The sequence below is a fragment of the Streptomyces sp. NPDC048751 genome, from assembly GCF_043198595.1.
Classification (GTDB): Bacteria; Actinomycetota; Actinomycetes; order Streptomycetales; family Streptomycetaceae; genus Streptomyces.
This window is the reverse complement of the sequence record NZ_JBICUX010000021.1, coordinates 118,442-135,094: the sequence shown is the minus strand read 5'-3', so window position 1 is coordinate 135,094 and position 16,653 is coordinate 118,442. Positions and strand designations below refer to the sequence as shown.

At 70.8% G+C, this 16,653-nt stretch carries 16 protein-coding genes; 10 read left to right on the top strand and 6 right to left on the bottom strand.

The genetic code is table 11. The features are described from left to right. Window positions 1-785: RNA-guided endonuclease InsQ/TnpB family protein (locus tag ACGFNV_RS42075; RefSeq protein ID WP_393630393.1), on the top strand; the 785-nt coding region annotated here is incomplete at its 5' end. Between the two features lie 58 nt (window positions 786-843). On the opposite strand, the gene ACGFNV_RS42070 is transcribed toward ACGFNV_RS42075, so the two are convergent. Then, entirely contained in the window at window positions 844-2,013 is a 1,170-nt protein-coding gene (locus ACGFNV_RS42070; RefSeq protein WP_393630391.1) for a serine hydrolase domain-containing protein, read from the bottom strand. Between the two features lie 296 nt (window positions 2,014-2,309). Between ACGFNV_RS42070 and ACGFNV_RS42065 the strand changes: the two genes are divergently transcribed. Then, window positions 2,310-3,992, top strand: a complete 1,683-nt coding sequence (locus ACGFNV_RS42065; protein WP_393630390.1) for an RNA polymerase sigma factor — start codon at window positions 2,310-2,312, stop codon at window positions 3,990-3,992. A gap of 16 nt (window positions 3,993-4,008) precedes the next feature. Here ACGFNV_RS42065 and ACGFNV_RS42060 read toward each other — a convergent pair whose 3' ends face one another. After that, a complete protein-coding gene (locus ACGFNV_RS42060; RefSeq protein ID WP_393630388.1) occupies window positions 4,009-4,698 on the bottom strand; it encodes a glycerophosphodiester phosphodiesterase in 690 nt (229 codons plus the stop codon). A gap of 20 nt (window positions 4,699-4,718) precedes the next feature. Beyond that, complete coding sequence (locus tag ACGFNV_RS42055; RefSeq protein WP_393630387.1) at window positions 4,719-5,810, bottom strand: adenosine deaminase; 1,092 nt, start codon at window positions 5,808-5,810, stop codon at window positions 4,719-4,721. A 230-nt stretch (window positions 5,811-6,040) separates the two neighbouring features. Here ACGFNV_RS42055 and ACGFNV_RS42050 point away from each other — a divergent pair, with 230 nt between their 5' ends. Continuing rightward, window positions 6,041-6,748 carry a DUF4190 domain-containing protein gene (locus tag ACGFNV_RS42050; RefSeq protein WP_393630385.1) on the top strand — a complete coding sequence of 236 codons (708 nt, stop codon included), beginning with the start codon at window positions 6,041-6,043 and terminating at the stop codon, window positions 6,746-6,748. Window positions 6,749-6,835: 87 nt separating this feature from the next. Beyond that, window positions 6,836-7,288 carry a DUF4190 domain-containing protein gene (locus ACGFNV_RS42045; protein WP_393630383.1) on the top strand — a complete coding sequence of 151 codons (453 nt, stop codon included), beginning with the start codon at window positions 6,836-6,838 and terminating at the stop codon, window positions 7,286-7,288. A 47-nt stretch (window positions 7,289-7,335) separates the two neighbouring features. On the opposite strand, the gene ACGFNV_RS42040 is transcribed toward ACGFNV_RS42045, so the two are convergent. Beyond that, window positions 7,336-7,899, bottom strand: coding sequence for an NADAR family protein (locus ACGFNV_RS42040; protein ID WP_393630381.1), 564 nt, complete (start codon window positions 7,897-7,899; stop codon window positions 7,336-7,338). Window positions 7,900-8,106: 207 nt separating this feature from the next. On the opposite strand from ACGFNV_RS42040, the gene ACGFNV_RS42035 reads away from it, so the two are divergent. The 6 genes from ACGFNV_RS42035 (at window position 8,107) to ACGFNV_RS42010 (ending at window position 15,259) form a co-directional block, all read left to right on the top strand. Further along, entirely contained in the window at window positions 8,107-9,642 is a 1,536-nt protein-coding gene (locus ACGFNV_RS42035) for a gamma-aminobutyraldehyde dehydrogenase (RefSeq protein ID WP_393630379.1), read from the top strand. A 61-nt stretch (window positions 9,643-9,703) separates the two neighbouring features. After that, on the top strand, window positions 9,704-10,951 hold the full coding sequence (locus tag ACGFNV_RS42030) for a spermidine/putrescine ABC transporter substrate-binding protein (protein WP_393630377.1): 1,248 nt from the start codon (window positions 9,704-9,706) through the stop codon (window positions 10,949-10,951). 5 nt (window positions 10,952-10,956) lie between these two features. Continuing rightward, a complete protein-coding gene (locus ACGFNV_RS42025; protein ID WP_393630375.1) occupies window positions 10,957-12,099 on the top strand; it encodes an ABC transporter ATP-binding protein in 1,143 nt (380 codons plus the stop codon). Further along, complete coding sequence (locus ACGFNV_RS42020) at window positions 12,099-13,028, top strand: ABC transporter permease (RefSeq protein WP_393630373.1); 930 nt, start codon at window positions 12,099-12,101, stop codon at window positions 13,026-13,028. The genes ACGFNV_RS42025 and ACGFNV_RS42020 overlap by 1 nt, the downstream gene beginning before the upstream one ends. After that, window positions 13,028-13,828 (top strand): ABC transporter permease, encoded by an 801-nt coding sequence (locus ACGFNV_RS42015; protein WP_393630371.1) that lies wholly within the window; start codon window positions 13,028-13,030, stop codon window positions 13,826-13,828. The genes ACGFNV_RS42020 and ACGFNV_RS42015 overlap by 1 nt, the downstream gene beginning before the upstream one ends. 12 nt (window positions 13,829-13,840) lie before the next feature. Beyond that, complete coding sequence (locus ACGFNV_RS42010) at window positions 13,841-15,259, top strand: NAD(P)/FAD-dependent oxidoreductase (protein ID WP_393630369.1); 1,419 nt, start codon at window positions 13,841-13,843, stop codon at window positions 15,257-15,259. A gap of 12 nt (window positions 15,260-15,271) precedes the next feature. On the opposite strand, the gene ACGFNV_RS42005 is transcribed toward ACGFNV_RS42010, so the two are convergent. Together ACGFNV_RS42005 and ACGFNV_RS42000 are read right to left on the bottom strand one after the other, a co-directional pair. Continuing rightward, window positions 15,272-16,036, bottom strand: coding sequence for an anti-sigma factor domain-containing protein (locus ACGFNV_RS42005; protein WP_393630368.1), 765 nt, complete (start codon window positions 16,034-16,036; stop codon window positions 15,272-15,274). After that, window positions 16,033-16,554 carry a sigma-70 family RNA polymerase sigma factor gene (locus tag ACGFNV_RS42000; protein WP_393630366.1) on the bottom strand — a complete coding sequence of 174 codons (522 nt, stop codon included), beginning with the start codon at window positions 16,552-16,554 and terminating at the stop codon, window positions 16,033-16,035. Before ACGFNV_RS42000 ends, ACGFNV_RS42005 begins: the two co-directional genes overlap by 4 nt. Between the last annotated feature and the right edge of the window lie 99 nt (window positions 16,555-16,653).

The window sequence follows — 16,653 nt, the reverse complement described above, 5'->3', positions numbered from 1 at the left end:
GCTGGAACATCACCAGAAGTGGCCGTCTGAACCTGCCGAAGATCGGCGCGGTGAAGGTGAAGTGGTCCCGCACCCTGCCCGCCGCCCCCACCTCCGTCACTGTCATCAAAGACGCCGCAGGCCGGTTCTTCGCCTCCTTCGTCACCGACACCGGCCTGACCCACTTCGCAGTCCTTTCCGACGGCACGAAGATCGACTCTCCGCGCTTTTTGCGGCGCGCGGAGAAGAAACTGAAGAAGGCCCACAAGGAACTGTCCCGCAAGCAGAAGGGATCAAAGAACCGGGCCAAGGCCCGTCTCAAGGTCGCCCGCGCCCACGCCAAGGCCGGCGATGCCCGCCGTGAGTTCCACCACCAGCTGTCCACGAGGCTGATCTCCGAGAACCAAGGGATCGCTGTGGAGGACCTGTCGGTGGCGGGACTGGCCCGCACGAAGCTGGCCAAGTCCGTGCACGATGCCGGATGGTCATCGTTCATCAGCATGCTGGAGTACAAGGCAGAGCGGTACGGCCGCACTTTGGTGAAGGTCGGTCGGTTCACACCTACCTCCCAGACCTGCTCCACCTGCGGCGTCAAGGACGGACCCAAACCCCTGAACGTCCGGGAATGGACCTGTAGCGCCTGCGGCACCGTCCACGACCGTGACACCAACGCCGCGATCAACATGAAGAAGGCCGCCGGACTGGCGGTATCGGCCTGCGGAGCGCCGGTAAGACCAGGAGCGATCCCGGCACAGCGCGAAGAAACAGGAAGCCACGGATTCCAGACCGGAAACTGTGCCGCGTAGCGGCACAGCAACCGGTGGAGAAGGGCCAGAATCCTCGTCCTTCAGGACGAGGAGCATGTCAATTGAGCGCAGCCTGGGCGATCCGCTCCGCCACCGGGTTCATGCCCTCGCCCTTCGCGTCCGTGGAGTTGACGGAGTAGACGAGGGTCCGGCTCAGGTCGCGGGTGGCGCCGAGCATGGTGCTGTAGCCGTAGCGGGCGCCGGTCTTGAGCCAGTAGACCGTGCCCTTGTACTCGTAGCGCATCAGTCCGGCGGTCATCGTCGCTCCCTTGATGTTCGGGGGGAGCGTGAACATCTCGCGCAGCTGGGGCCCGGGCACGAGGTCGCCGCGGAACAGGTGCGTCAGCAGCCGCTCCAGATCGGCGGTCGTGGAGATCATGCCGCCCGCCGCCTCGTCGGCGGGGATCCAGTCGGTCACGTCGAGGAACTCGGTCGTGCCGTCGGGGCGCTGCACCGCCTGGTACCCGCGGTTGTGCGGGCCGCGGATGCGGGCATCGGTGCCGGGGAAGTAGGTGTGGTGCATTCCGGCGGGACGGAAGACGCGCCAGGCGGCCTCCGAGGCGTACGAGTGGCCGGTCACCTTCTCGATCAGCAGGCCCAGGATCGTGTAGTTGATGTTGAGGTAGTGCTGCTGGGCCCCCGGGGCGAACTCCGGGCCCTTCGCCGCCGCGGAGGCCACGACCTCCTGCGGGGTCTGGTGATCGAAGCGGTGCTCGTACAGCTCCTCGAAGGAGTCCCCAAGGCCGTCCCCGGGCTGGATGCCGCTGGTGTGGTTCAGCAGCTGCCGTACCGTGACCGGCTGGAAGTCCTCGCCGAGCAGGCCGGGGAGATACCGCTGGACCGGCGCGTTCAGGTCGACCCGGCGCTCCGCGGCGAGCTGCAGGACGACGGCCGCCGTCACCACCTTCGTCGTCGAGCCGGCCCGGAAGCGCGCGTCGGGGTCGGCCGGGCGGCCGCTCTCCAGATCGTGCACGCCCGCACTGCCCTGCCAGCGGCCGCCGGTGCCGCCGACCCGGACGAGGGCCGCGGTCGCGTCCTTGTCCGGCAGCCCCTTCAGCGCGGTGCGCAGGGCCTCGCGGTCCAGTGCGTCCGCGCCCTGCGCGTCCCCGCCCTGGGCGGCGGCCCGGGGCGACGCGGGCGCGGCGAACGCGGGGGCGGCGAGCGGGCCCGCCGCGAGGGCGAGGACGAGGGAGGCGGCGAGGACGGTGGTGCGGCTGCGGGTGCGCATCAACTGCTCCTGAGGAGGTCGGTGGAGGAACCGTGATCATCCTCGGGCCGTACGCCGCCGTGCGGATCGTCGCCGAGTAGGGCGCCCGCCCCTGGGGGAGCCCCGATCAAATGCCGTGTGCAGCAAGGGAGTTGTCAGGGACAACCCCTACGGGTGCGAAAAAGTGTTATCAGCGCGGCCTTCACCCCGTCTCCTCACTGTGATGCCGGACATAGCCAACATCCCAGGTCGGCCTGAGAGGGTGCGTGCAGAAAAGTAGGGACATCGGCCACCGCACCAGCCACCGAGAGGGCCCCGTGGACACGCAAGCCTGGCGCTCGACCATCGCCGCCGCGCAGGCCGGCGACCGGCAGGCGCTGGACGAGCTGGTCGAGGGCTGGCTCCCGCTCGTCTACAACATCGTCGGACGGGCCCTGAACGGCCACGCGGACGTCGACGACGTCGTCCAGGAGACGATGCTGCGGGCCGTCGACAACCTCGGTTCGCTGCGCGACCCGGACAGCTTCCGCTCCTGGCTGGTCGCGATCGCCATGCGGCAGATCCGGGACCGGGCCCGCCGCAGGACGCCCGACCGGCTGGCGGACTCCGGGGCTCGGGAGGCCGCCGACTTCGCCGAACTCACCGTACTGCGGCTCCAGTTGGAGGGGCAGCGGCGCGAGGTCGCGGAGGCGGTGCGCTGGCTGGACGACGAGGACCGGCAGCTGTTGTCGCTGTGGTGGCTGGAGGTCGCGGGCGAACTCACCCGGCGCGAGCTCGCCGCGGCCGTCGGGATCAGCAGGCAGCACGCCGCCGTGCGCGTGCAGCGCATGAAGGAACGCCTGGAGACCTCCCGCGGCATCGTGCGTGCCCTGGACGGCGCCTGCCCCGACCTGCGCGAGCTGACCGCCCGCTGGAACGGACGGCCCGACTCGGTGTGGCGCAAGCGGCTGGCCCGGCACATCCGGGGCTGCGGCTACTGCGGGGACACGCGCGAGTCGGTCGTACCGGCCGAGCGGCTCCTCGTCGGCATCGCGCTGGTCCCCGTGCCGGTCGGCTTCGCCCTCGCGCTGGCCTTCGGCGGCAAGACGGCAGCGGCCGCCACCGCGGTAGGCGCCTCGGCCGGCTGGTCCGTCAAGGTGCTGGGCGCGCTGACCAAGCCGGCCGTGGCGATGACCGCGGGCGCCACCATCGTGGCGGGCGGCGCCTACGTCGTCGTACAGACCCCGGACGATCCGCCGCCCCGCGTCGCCGCCTCGCCCACGGCTTCCCCGGTCCGCCCGGCCACGTCATCGCCCGCCGCCCCGCCGCCCAAGCCCTCGGCGTCACCGTCCCCCTCGCAGTCGCCGTCCGCGTCGCCGTCGAAGAAGGCCGACGTCTACGGCACTGTCGTCGACGCCGTCGACCAGGCACCCGACCCGAATGCCAAGCCCGCGGCCCTGCCGCACCGGCCGGAGACCGGCGTCACCAGCACCGGCGGCGCGCACGCCACCATGAACCACCGCGGCGACAGCGTGACGCTCAGCGGCAAGGGCTATGTCCTCGTCCGCTGGCAGATCTCGCCGCAGTACCGGGCCGGCGCCCTCGCCATGCCGACCTGGACCGGGCTGAAGGGCAAACTCTTCCACGTGGCCTCGGGCGGCGGCCGCCGCATGGACGACCCCGTCAGCAGCACCGACCCCTCCGCCACCGGCATGGGCAACGCGACCGTCGGCTACGCCGTCCCGCCCCCCGGCACCCAGCAGATGTGGCAGAACGAGTACTTCTACGTCGACGGCAGCGTCACCCTCACCGTCAACGAACGGGGCGCCGACTACGGCCTGAGCGTCTTCCCCACGACCTGGGACAGGGTGGAGCAGGACGTGCTGACCGGTCCCCCCGAGGGCGCCAGGCGCTACGGCCTCGTCCGCGACACCGGCGACGACGACACCCCCGTGCCCCAGTACGTCACCCGCGCGACCCCGGCCGACCCGGCGACGGTGCCTCAGGGCTCACGCGTGTAGCGGCCCTGGGCGGCCGTCACCTCCCGCCGGCCCGCAACGCCAGGAGCGCGTCGACACGGTTGGTCGTGATCGAGTCGACGCCCATGTCCAGCAGGCGGCGCAGGGAGCGGCGGGTGTCCGGGGTCCAGACGGAGAGGAGGTGGCCGTCGTGGTGGACGCGTTCAGTGAGGGCGCGGTCGACCAGGGTGAAGCGGTAGTTGAGCCAGCGGGGCCGTACCGCGGCGAGCAGGGCGGGGCGCGGCGGGGCCAGTGTCGTCCAGGTGAGGGCGATCTCGGCGGCGGGGTCGGCGGCGCGGACGGCGAGCATCGCGGGGGCGCCGGCGCAGTAGTACACGCGGTCCTGCGCGCCGCTCTCACGGACGACGTCCACGACCCGGCGGGCGGCCCGCACGTCCGGCGTGCCCGGCAGGTCGAGCATCACCCGGCTGCCGTCGGTCGCCGCCAGCGCATCCGCCAGCGTCGGCACCCCGCCCTCCGTCAGCTCGCGCACCTCGGTCGCAGACAGCGACAGCAGCGGACGGTCCCGCTCCCACAGCCGCTTCAGCGTCGCGTCGTGCAGCAGCACGGGGACACCGTCCCGGGTGAGCCGTACGTCGATCTCGACCGCGTCCGCGCCCCGTTCGAGCGCGGAACGCAGCGAGGCGAGGGTGTTCTCACGGACGCGGTAGGGGTCGCCGCGATGGGCCACGGCAGTCACGTTCTGCATGGCCCCCATTCTGGTGGTGGTCAGGACGCGAGCCATCCGGAGGTGTACGTCTCGATCTCGTCCCGGATACGGGACTTGCCGGCCGCGTCGAGGAAGGACGCCTCCACCGCGTTGCCGGCGAGGTCCGCCAGGCCCCGCTCGTCGAGGCCGAGGAGGCGGGCCGCGACCGCGTACTCGTTGTTGAGGTCGGTGCCGAACATCGGCGGGTCGTCGGAGTTGATCGTGACAAGGATCCCGGCGCGCGTGAACTCCTTGATCGGGTGCTCGTCGAGGGAGCGGACCGCGCGGGTGGCGATGTTGGAGGTCGGGCACACCTCCAGCGCGATGCGGTGCTCGGCGAGGTGCGCGAGGAGCTTCTCGTCCCGCGCGGAGCTCGTGCCGTGCCCGATGCGCTCGGCCCGCAGGTGGGTGAGGGCGTCCCACACCGTCTCCGGCCCGGTGGTCTCGCCCGCGTGCGGCACCGAACGCAGCCCCGCCGCGATGGCCCGGTCGAAGTACGGCTTGAACTGCGGGCGCGGTACGCCGATCTCGGGGCCGCCCAGCCCGAAGGAGACCAGCCCCTCGGGGCGCAGGCGGTCGTCGGTGGCGAGCCGGGTCGTCTCCTCGGCGGCCTCCAGACCGGCCTCGCCGGGGATGTCGAAGCACCAGCGCAGCACGGTCCCGAACTCCGACTCGGCCGCCTTGCGCGCGTCCTCGATCGCGTCCATGAAGGCCGCCTCGTCGATACCGCGCCGGGTGGAGGAGAACGGGGTGATGGTCAGCTCCGCGTACCGCACCTGCTGGCGGGCCAGGTCCCGGGCCACCTCGTAGGTCAGCAGCCGCACGTCCTCGGGGGTGCGGATCAGGTCGACGACGGACAGGTAGACGTCGATGAAGTGGGCGAAGTCCGTGAAGGTGAAGTAGTCGACCAGGGCCTCGGGGTCGGTGGGGACCTTGGAGTCGGGGTGGCGGGCGGCGAGTTCGGCGACGATGCGGGGGGAGGCGGAGCCCACGTGGTGGACGTGCAGTTCGGCCTTCGGCAGTCCGGCGATGAAGGCGTTCAGGTCACGCGGGGTCTGAGGGTCGACGAGATGCTCGGTCAAGGGTGCCTCCCCGGGCAGGGCGCCGGGCACCTGTGCGGTGCGGCGCGGGTGATCGGCTGATCGGTTTGCAGGGTCATCGTAGGCCGGGGGCGAAAGGGCGCAGGGATGCGGTGGCGGTGGTGGAACCTCGCGGTGCGGCGCGGTCGTCCCGAGCAGTGAGGTGCGGCCGTCCCGGGTGGTGAGGTGCGGTGGGACCAGGCATTCGAGCGTGTGCGGTGAGGCCGTAGCATGGCGGGACGATCGACCGAGGGGGACGGAACATGACAGACTCAGCGCAGCCGGGCGGGGATGCCGGAGGCGGTCACGACCCCTGGGCGCCGCCCGAGAGCAGGCCGTCCCTGAGCAAGGAGACGCCCGGCGCCCCCCAGCCGTCCGCCCCGCAGCCGCCGTCCGTGCACGACCAGGCGACGATGGCCGCCCTGCCGGCCGACGGCTTCGCCGCCCCCGGCCCCACCTCGGCGAACTACGCCCCGCCCGGCTACCCCCCGCCCGGTGCGACGCCTCCCGTCGGCGGCCCCGGCCCCGGCGTGCCGCCCCCGCCCATCGCCCCCGCCGGTCCCGGCACCTCCGGCGGATACGGCTACCCCGGCTACCCGCAGGGTTACGGCTGGTCCGGGATGCCGATGGCGCCGCAGAACGGCATGGGCCTCGCGGCGATGGTGCTGGGCATCCTGGCCTGCTGCCTGTTCTGCCTGTACGGCGTGGTCTCGGTCGTGCTCGGCATCCTCGCCGTGGTCTTCGGGGTGAAGGGCCGCCGCAAGGCCGAGCGCGGCGAGGCCACCAACCACGGCCAGGCCCAGGCGGGTCTGATCATGGGCGTCATCGGCATCGTCCTCGGCGTCGTCGTGATCGTCCTGCTGGCGATCGGGATCACGGCCGCGATCAACGACGAGTCGAACTACGACGACGATGACTACTACGGCGCCTTCCAGCCCGCCGTGTCGGTGTCCGCGCCCGCGTACCGCTGAGTACCTTCGCCGGCTCCCTCAAACGCTTTCCCCCGAGGTGAGCTGGGCCACTACGATGCTTGACTGTCAACGAGGGGAGAGCAGTTCATGTCTGACACCAATCCCGGCGCCGGTGGGTTCGGGCCGCCGTCCCAGCCGCCGGCGGGGGGATACGCCTACCCGCAGCCCGGCCAGCAGCCCACGCCGGGATACGGCTACCCGAACCCGGGCCCGTCGTACCCGGCCGCGCCTCCGGTGGGCTACCCGCAGGCGCCCGGCTACGGGATGCAGCCGCAGCCGAGCAACGGCATGGGGACAACCGGACTGGTGCTGGGCATCATCGGCGTGGTGTGCAGCGTGACCTTCTTCCTGTGGTTCTTCGGGGTCGTCCTCGGGATCCTGGCGATCATCTTCGGCGCGATCGGGCGCGGGAAGGCCAACCGCGGGGAGGCGACCAACAAGGGCGCGGCGACCGCGGGGCTCGTCTGCGGCATCGTGGCCACGGTGATCCTGCCGCTGCTGGGGCTGCTGCTCTTCGCGAGCTTCATGAGCATGGCCTGAGGCAGAACGTCACATGAGAAAGGGCCGGCCCATGGGCCGGCCCTTTCTCATGCCACCCCGTCCCGCAGCCGCTCCCGCGCCTCCATCAGCGCGAATCCCAGCAGGTTCGGACCCCGCCAGTGCTCGGGGTGCGCGGCCCGCTCGTCGTCCGCGGCGAGCCCGATGCCCCACACCCGGTCCAGCGGACTGGCCTCGACCAGCACCCGGCCGCCCGTACCCAGCAGGAACTCCCGCAGGTCCGCGTGCGCGGCGAACTTGTGGACGCTGCCCTCGACGACGATCCCGAACCGCTCCCGCTCCCACACGGACTCGTCGAAGCCCCGCACCAGCCGCCCGGCCTTCTTGGCGACCGCCGGGCTCGTGGCGGCGACGGCCTTCCGCTCTGCATCGGCGTCCCCGAACAGCCGCGCCTTGGAGGCCATCATCCAGTGCTCCGCCGTCGCGTACTCCACCCCGTCCACCGTGAACGGCGACGGCCACCACTGGCTCAGGCAGCTCGCTCCCACCCGCCCGTCGGGCCGCGGCCGGTGTCCCCAGAAGTGGAGGTACTTGACCCTCGCCCCCGCGCGGACCTCCTCCAGGAGGGTGTCCCAAGAATCGATCTTTCCCATGGCGGCGAGTCTGGCACGCACCACTGACAATCCGTCCCTTCTTTTCCGTGTCGACTCGACACCTGGTCGACAGATTCCGTCGCGTAACCAAAAGGCAACAACGGAATCCCTTGTTGCAGTGGCACAGCTCTGTCAGGATCGGCACTCAAATCGAGCTGGAGCTACGTCACCCGCCCCCGGGACTGGGCGGCGGCGGAGGAGAGCGACATGCAGAACCCGGGCACCGCCACCCCGGACCGATTTCCCGCCCAGGAGCGTTTCGCGGACGGCGCGCAGTACATCGCGGGCCGCCTGACGAAGGGCACCTCCGGGCACACCCACACCGTGGTCGATCCGGCCACCGGCGAGGAGGTCCTCACCTACGACCTCGCGGGCGCCGACGACGTCGACGCGGCCGTGGCCGCCGCGCGCGAGGCGTTCCCGGACTGGGCGGGGGCCACGCCGGGCGAGCGCTCCGACGCCCTGCACCGTTTCGCCGCGGTCCTCGCCGACCGTGCCGAGGACTTCGCGCGGGCCGAGTCGCTCCAGTGCGGCAAGCCGCTGAAGCTGACCCGCGAGTTCGACGTGCCCGGCACGATCGATAACACCGCGTTCTTCGCGGGCGCGGCCCGGCACCTCCAGGGGCAGTCCGCGGGCGAGTACTCCGGCGACCACACCTCTTATGTGCGCCGCGAGCCGATCGGTGTCGTGGGCTCCATCGCGCCCTGGAACTACCCCTTGCAGATGGCCGCCTGGAAGATCCTCCCGGCTATCGCGGCGGGCAACACCATCGTGCTGAAGCCCGCCGAGCTCACCCCGCTCACCTCGCTGCTGTTCGCCCGGGCCGCCACCGACGCCGGCATCCCGGACGGCGTGATCAACATCGTCACCGGCACGGGGCGGGAGGCCGGGGAGCACCTGGTCGGTCACCCCGACGTGGCGATGACGTCCTTCACCGGCTCCACCGCCGTCGGCAAGCGGGTCGCGGAGATCGCCACCGCCACCGTCAAGCGCCTCCACCTGGAGCTGGGCGGCAAGGCACCCTTCGTGGTCTTCGACGACGCCGACCTCGACGCGGCCGTCCACGGCGCGGTCGCCGGCGCGCTCATCAACACCGGCCAGGACTGCACGGCCGCCACGCGCGCGTACGTGCAGCGGCCCCTCTACGAGGCGTTCGTCGAAGGGACGGCGGCCCTCATGGAGACCGTCCGGCTCGGCGACCCCTTCGCCGACGGCACCGACCTCGGCCCCCTGGTCTCGCACGCCCAGCGCGACCGGGTCGCCGCCTTCGTCGACCGCGCGCGTGCCTACGCGCGCGTGGTCACCGGCGGCGAGGCCCCGGGCGGTGACCTCGCGAACGGCGCGTACTACCGGCCGACGCTCATCGCCGACGCGCCCCAGCACGGTGAGGTCGTCCGGTCCGAGATCTTCGGCCCCGTCCTCGTCGTCCTGCCCTTCGACACCGACGACGAGGGCATCCGCCTCGCCAACGACACCCCGTACGGCCTCGCGGCCTCCGCGTGGAGCCGGGACGTCTACCGCGCGAACCGCGCCACCCGCGAGATCAAGGCGGGCTGCGTGTGGGTCAACGACCACATCCCGATCATCAGCGAGATGCCCCACGGCGGGTACAAGGCGTCCGGCTTCGGCAAGGACATGTCCGCGTACTCCTTCGAGGAGTACACCCAGATCAAGCACGTCATGTTCGACAACACCGCGGTGGTCCGCAAGGACTGGCACCGCACCGTCTTCGGGGACCGATAAGCACCGACCGCAGCGACAGGCCGCCGACCACGGCCGCACCCTCGAAAGGGCAACCACGCGCATGGAGCAGTACGAGCCCGACCGCCTGTCCCCGGCCCAAGTGGCCGCCGTCAGGCGCAGCTTCCGCGACGGCCGGGCCGCCATGACCCGCCGTTCGCTGCTGCGCGCCTCCGCGGGCGGAGCGCTGGCACTGGGCGGCCTGGGCACGCTGAGCGCCTGCGGGATTCCCGCGGCCGGCAAGAGCGAGGGCGGCACGTCCGCCGAGGACCACTCGGCGAAGGAGAAGACGATCACCTTCTCCAACTGGACCGAGTACATGGACGTCGACGACAGCGGCAAGCACCACCCCACGCTGGACGCCTTCACCGAGCGCACCGGCATCAAGGTCAAGTACACCGAGGACATCAACGACAACGGCGACTTCTTCGGCAAGATCAAGCCGCAGCTCGCCGCGGGCCAGGACACCGGCCGCGACATCATCGTCCTCACCGACTGGCTGGCCGCCCGGCTGATCCGACTGGGCTGGGTCCAGAAACTGGACGCGTCCCTGCTGCCGCACGCCTTCGCCAACCTGTCCCAGCAGTTCCGCAGCCCCGACTGGGACCCGGGCCGCGCCTACTCGTACCCCTGGCAGGGCATCTCCACGGTCATCGCGTTCAACAAGAAGGCCCTCGACGGCGTCGAGGTGAGGTCGGTCTCCGACCTGCTCGACAACCCCAAGCTCAAGGGCCGCGTCGGCTTCCTCACCGAGATGCGCGACACCGTGGGCATGACCCTGCTCGACATGGGCAAGGCCCCCGAGAAGTTCGACGACGACGACTACGACGCCGCGATCGCCCGCCTCCAGAAGGGCGTCGACAACGGCCAGATACGCCGCTTCACCGGCAACGACTACACGTCCGACCTCGCCAAGGGCGACCTGGCCGCCTGTGTCGCCTGGGCCGGTGACGTCGTGCAGCTCAAGGCGGACAGCCCCGACGTCGACTTCGTCATCCCCGACAGCGGCTACCTGACGTCCAGCGACAACATGCTGATCCCCAACAAGGCCCGCCACAAGACGAACGCCGAACGGCTCATGGACTACTACTACGAGCCGCGTCCGGCCGCCGAGCTCGCCGCCTACATCAACTACGTCTGTCCCGTCGACGGCGTGAAGGCCGAGCTTGCGAAGATCGACGAGGATGCGGCGAACAACCCGCTGATCATCCCCGACAAGGCCATGCAGGCGAAGTCCCACGCCTTCCGCTCCCTGAGCGCGCAGGAAGAGACGGCCTACGAGGCGAAGTTCGCGAAGCTCACTGGGGCGTGACGACGATGAAGACGACCAACAGCGGCGGCGACGTCCGCCTCTCCGGGATCAGCAAGACCTACGGCTCCTTCACCGCCGTGCACCCGCTCGACCTGACCGTGCCGCAGGGATCCTTCTTCGCCCTGCTCGGCGCCTCCGGCTGCGGCAAGACCACCACCCTGCGGATGATCGCGGGCCTGGAGGAACCTTCCTCCGGCACCGTCCACCTCGGCGACCAGGACGTCACGGTACTCCCGCCGTACAAGCGGCCGGTGAACACGGTCTTCCAGTCCTACGCCCTCTTCCCGCACCTCGACATCTTCGAGAACGTCGCCTTCGGTCTGCGCCGGCGCGGCATCAAGAGCGTGAAGAAGCAGGTCGAGGACATGCTGGAGCTCGTCCAGCTCGGTGAGCAGGCCCGCAAGAAGCCGCACCAGCTCTCCGGCGGCCAGCAGCAGCGCGTCGCCGTGGCCCGCGCGCTGATCAACCACCCCAAGGTGCTCCTCCTCGACGAGCCCCTCGGCGCCCTCGACCTGAAGCTGCGCCGCCAGATGCAGCTGGAGCTCAAGCGCATCCAGACCGAGGTCGGCATCACCTTCGTGCACGTCACGCACGACCAGGAGGAGGCCATGACGATGGCCGACACGGTCGCGGTGATGAACGCGGGCCGCGTCGAACAGCTCGGCTCGCCCACCGACCTCTACGAGAACCCGCGGACCACGTTCGTCGCCAACTTCCTCGGCACGTCCAACCTGATCGAGGCCGAGGTCGACACCAGAAACGGCGACGACATCGTCCTGAAGGCGGGCGGCGGCAAGCTGGTGCTGCCCGAGGCGCGCTGCTCGGCGCCGACGACGACCGGCGGCAAGGTGCTCGTCGGCATACGCCCCGAGAAGATCACCCTCACCCACGGCGACGACGCGGGCGGGATACCCGAGGGCCGCAACCGCGTCACCGGCCGCATCGCCGACTCCAGCTTCATCGGCGTCTCCACGCAGTACGTCGTCGACAGCCCGGTCTGCCCCGGGTTCGAGGTCTACGCGCAGAACATCGACCGCGACGCCCGGCTCGTCCCCGGCGCCGAGGTCGTCCTGCACTGGAACCCGGCGCACACCTTCGGCCTGGACGCGGCCCAGGACATCGAAGCCGGCGTGGAAGAGGCCGCCTGATGACGACCCTCACCGAGGCGCCACCGCCCCTCGCACCACAAGCACCCGAGCCGAAACCCCCCAGGCGCAGGGGCCGCTGGACGCCGTACTGGCTGCTGCTGCCCGGCATCCTCTGGCTGCTGGTCTTCTTCGCGCTACCGATGATCTACCAGGCCTCCACGTCCGTGCAGACGGGCTCCCTGGAGGAGGGCTACAAGGTCACCTGGCACGTCGCGACCTACTGGGACGCCCTGAGCGAGTACTGGCCGCAGTTCCTGCGCTCGGTCGCCTACGCGGCCGCCGCGACCGTGCTGTGCCTGGTGCTCGGCTACCCGCTGGCGTACCTGATCGCCTTCCGCGCGGGGCGCTGGCGCAACCTGATCATGATCCTGGTGATCGCGCCGTTCTTCACCAGCTTCCTGATCCGCACCCTCGCCTGGAAGACGATCCTCGCGGACGGCGGCCCGGTCGTCGGCGCGCTCAACACCCTGCACGTCCTCGACGTCACCGACTGGCTCGGCTGGACGGCCGGCGACCGCGTCCTGGCCACGCCCCTCGCGGTCGTGTGCGGGCTGACGTACAACTTCCTGCCGTTCATGATCCTGCCGCTGTACACCTCCCTGGAGCGGATCGACGGGCGGCTGCACGAGGCGGCGGGCGACCTGTACGCGCGGCCGGTCACGACCTTCCGCAAGGTCACCTTCCCGCTGTCGATGCCGGGCGTGGTCTCCGGCACGCTGCTGACCTTCATCCCGGCGGCCGGCGACTACGTCAACGCCGAACTCCTCGGTTCCACGGACACCCGCATGATCGGAAACGTCATCCAGACGCAGTTCCTGCGGATTCTCGACTATCCGACGGCGGCCGCACTGTCCTTCATCCTCATGGCCGCGATCCTCCTCATGGTCACCTTCTACATCCGCAGGTCCGGGACGGAGGATCTGGTCTGATGCCCTTCGTCAACTGGCTCAAGAGAAATCTCGTCGTCATCGCGGGACTGCTCACGCTCGCGTACCTCCTGCTGCCCAACGTCGTCGTCACGGTGTTCTCCTTCAACAAACCGAAGGGGCGCTTCAACTACGAGTGGCAGCGGTTCTCCCTGGACGCCTGGAAGGACCCGTGCGGTGTCGCCGACCTGTGCGGCTCGTTGTCGATCAGCCTCCAGATCGCGGTCTGGGCGACGCTCGGCGCCACCCTCCTCGGCACGCTGATCGCCTTCGCGCTGGTCCGCTACCGCTTCCGCGCGCGGAGCGCCGTGAACTCGCTGATCTTCCTGCCGATGGCCATGCCCGAGGTCGTCATGGGGGCCTCGCTGCTGACCCTGTTCCTCAATCTGGGTGCTCAGTTGGGATTCTGGACGATCCTGATCGCGCACATCATGTTCTGCCTCAGCTTCGTCGTGACGGCCGTCAAGGCACGCGTGATGTCGATGGATCCGCGGCTGGAGCAGGCCGCCCAGGACCTCTACGCCGGACCGGTGCAGACGTTCCTGCGGGTCACCCTGCCCATCGCGGCCCCCGGAATCGCCGCGGGCGCGCTGCTCGCCTTCGCGTTGTCCTTCGACGATTTCATCATCACCAATTTCAACGCGGGCTCGACCGTCACCTTCCCCATGTTCGTCTGGGGCTCGGCACAGCGCGGAACGCCCGTCCAGATCAACGTCATCGGCACGGCCATGTTCCTGCTCGCCGTGCTGTTCGTCCTGACCTCCATGGTCATCGGAAACCGCCGCAGCAGAAAAGCATCGTAGGGAGTTGGAATCATGGCCCCAAGCGCCATGAACCGTTGGACAAAAGCACTTTCCGACGCACAGCCGGTCCCGTACTGGCTCGAAGACCCCGGCAAGCCCCGCCCCGAGCCCGCGCTCACCGGCGCCGAGACCTGTGACCTGCTGGTCGTCGGCGGCGGCTACAGCGGGCTGTGGACCGCGCTCCTCGCCAAGGAGCGCGATCCGCGGCGGGATGTCGTCCTGCTGGAGGGCCGCGAGGTGGGCTGGGCCGCCTCGGGCCGCAACGGCGGCTTCTGCGCCGCCTCCCTCACCCACGGCCTGCCCAACGGCCTCGCCCGCTGGCCGGACGAGATCCACAAGCTCCAGGAGCTGGGCGCCCGCAACCTCGACGAGATCGAGAAGGCCGTCGCCCGGCACGGCATCGACTGCGACTTCGAGCGCACCGGCGAGATCGACGTCGCCACCGAGACCTACCAGGCGTGGGAACTGCGCGACTGGTACGAGGAGATGGAGCGCCGGGGCCTGGCCGACGGCGTGGAGTTCCTGGACGCCGACGCGGTCCGCGAACAGGTCGCCTCACCCACCTTCGAGGCGGGCCTGTACGACCGGCGGGGCGTGGCCATGCTCCACCCCGCCAAGCTCGCCTGGGGACTGAAGCAGGCGTGCGTCCGGCTCGGGGTGCGCGTCCACGAGCACACGCCCGCGCTGAGCCTGAAGCCGTACGGCGCCGGGATGGCCGTCGGCACCCCGTACGGCTCGGTCCGCGCTCGCAAGGTCGCGCTCGGCACCAACATCTTCCCGAACCTGGTCAGACGCGTCCGCGCGTACACCGTCCCGGTCTACGACTACGCGCTGATGACCGAGCCGCTGAGCGACGAGCAGCTGGCGTCCGTCGGCTGGAAGAACCGCCAGGGGCTCGGCGACTCGGCGAACCAGTTCCACTACTTCCGCCTGTCCGCCGACAACCGGATCCTGTGGGGCGGCTACGACGCCGTCTACCCCTACGGCGGCCGGGTGCGCGCCGAGTACGACGACCGGCCCGAGACGTACGCCAAGCTCGCCGGGCACTTCTTCACCTGCTTCCCGCAGTTGGAGGGCGTCCGCTTCACGCACGCGTGGGGCGGCGCGATCGACACCTGCTCCCGCTTCTCGGCGTTCTACGGCACCGCGCACCACGGCCGGGTCGCCTACGCGGCCGGTTACACGGGCCTGGGTGTCGGCGCGACCCGCTTCGGCGCCGACGTGATGCTGGACCTGTTGGCGGGGGAGCGCACGGAGCGCACCGAGCTGGAGATGGTGCGCAGGAAGCCGCTGCCCTTCCCGCCCGAGCCGTTCGCCTGGACCGGGATCGCGCTCACCAAGTGGTCGCTGGCCCGGGCGGACGCGCACGGTGGCCGGCGCAACCTCTGGCTGCGGACCATGGACCGGCTGGGGCTCGGCTTCGACAGCTGAGCGCGATCACGGTCACCCGGCCAGTGGCGCCACACGCGAGGGCATGGGCCACGTGGTGAGGGGACGAGTGGTGGGTCGGGAGGAGCCCGCGCTGGGTTCGACCGTGATGGCGAGCGAGGCCGCGGTGCCGGGGGGCGGGAGGGCCACGGCCTGGACGGCGGATATGGGCGGCAGGAGCCCGGCGGAGCGGACCGCGCTGCCGGGGCCGGCGTACCAGAGCTGGTAGGTCCTTCCGGAGGGGAGGTGAGCGAGGTCCTGACAGAAGTAGGCGGCCTGGTTCAGACGGCGTGAGACCGCGAGGGCGCCGGAGCCGCCGTAGGCGACGTCCTTCGTGACGACGGTGGTGTCGGGAGCCGAGAGGAGTCGGGCGACGTCGGCGGTGTGGCTCCGGGCTTCCTGGCGCGCCTGCCGCGTCTCCTGGTGCTGCCAGGCCGCCAGACCGCCGAACGTGACGGCCCCGGCCAGGCTGGCGGCCAGCGCGAGCCGCAGCAGACGTGACGGGGATCGTCTGCCGCCGCGCTCATCCGCCTGCTCGGGGATCGCCGTGGTGAACTGGGGGGTCCGGGCCGCCTCGGCAAGGACACGTTCCTTCAGACGCGGCGGCGGGGTGCGGGCTGTCGCCAGGGCCAGCCAGGCCGCGGCCTCCTGCTGGCGGGCGGTCTCGTGGGCGCAGTCGGGGCAGTCGGCGACATGCCGCCGGAACGCCTCCCGCTCCCGCCGGTCGAGGGCGCCCGCGGCATAGGCGCCGGCGAGGTCGTGCGCGTCGTTCGTTGTCACCACAGGGCCCCCAGACAGTGCCGCAGGCGGGTCAGCGCCCTGCGCAGACGGCTCTTGACGGTGCCCGGCGGCAGGGAGAGAGCCGAAGCGATCTCGGTATGGGTCAGGCCCCGGTAGTAAGCGAGCAGCACCGGCTGCCGCAGCTCGACAGTGAGCTCCTTCAGGCAGGAGCGGACCCGCTCGCGTTCTCCGAGCGCCTCCACCGCCTCCACGACGTCGTCGAAGGCGGGTGTCGGTTCGCGCTGTGAGACGACGCGCTCGCGTTCCGCGGATCTCTGCGCGGTACGGACGCTGTCCACGGCGCGATGGTGGGCGATGGTCATCATCCAGGTCATGGCGTGCCCGCTCTCGGGCCGGTAGCGGGGGGCGGTCTGCCAGACCTCCAGCATGACCTCCTGGGCGACCTCTTCCGCACGGGCCGGGTCCTGCAGGACCTGGTACGCGATTCCGTAGATCGGGCCGGCGACCGCGTCGTACAGGCGGGCGAAGGCCTCCTGGCTGCCGGCGGCGACGGACACCAGAAGACGATCCGTCTCGGACGCGCCGATGGGCCGGGCCCCGGGGGGCTGTCGCTTCGCCACACCCTCTCCCGCCTGTGTGTCTGTCCCGGCCTGCCA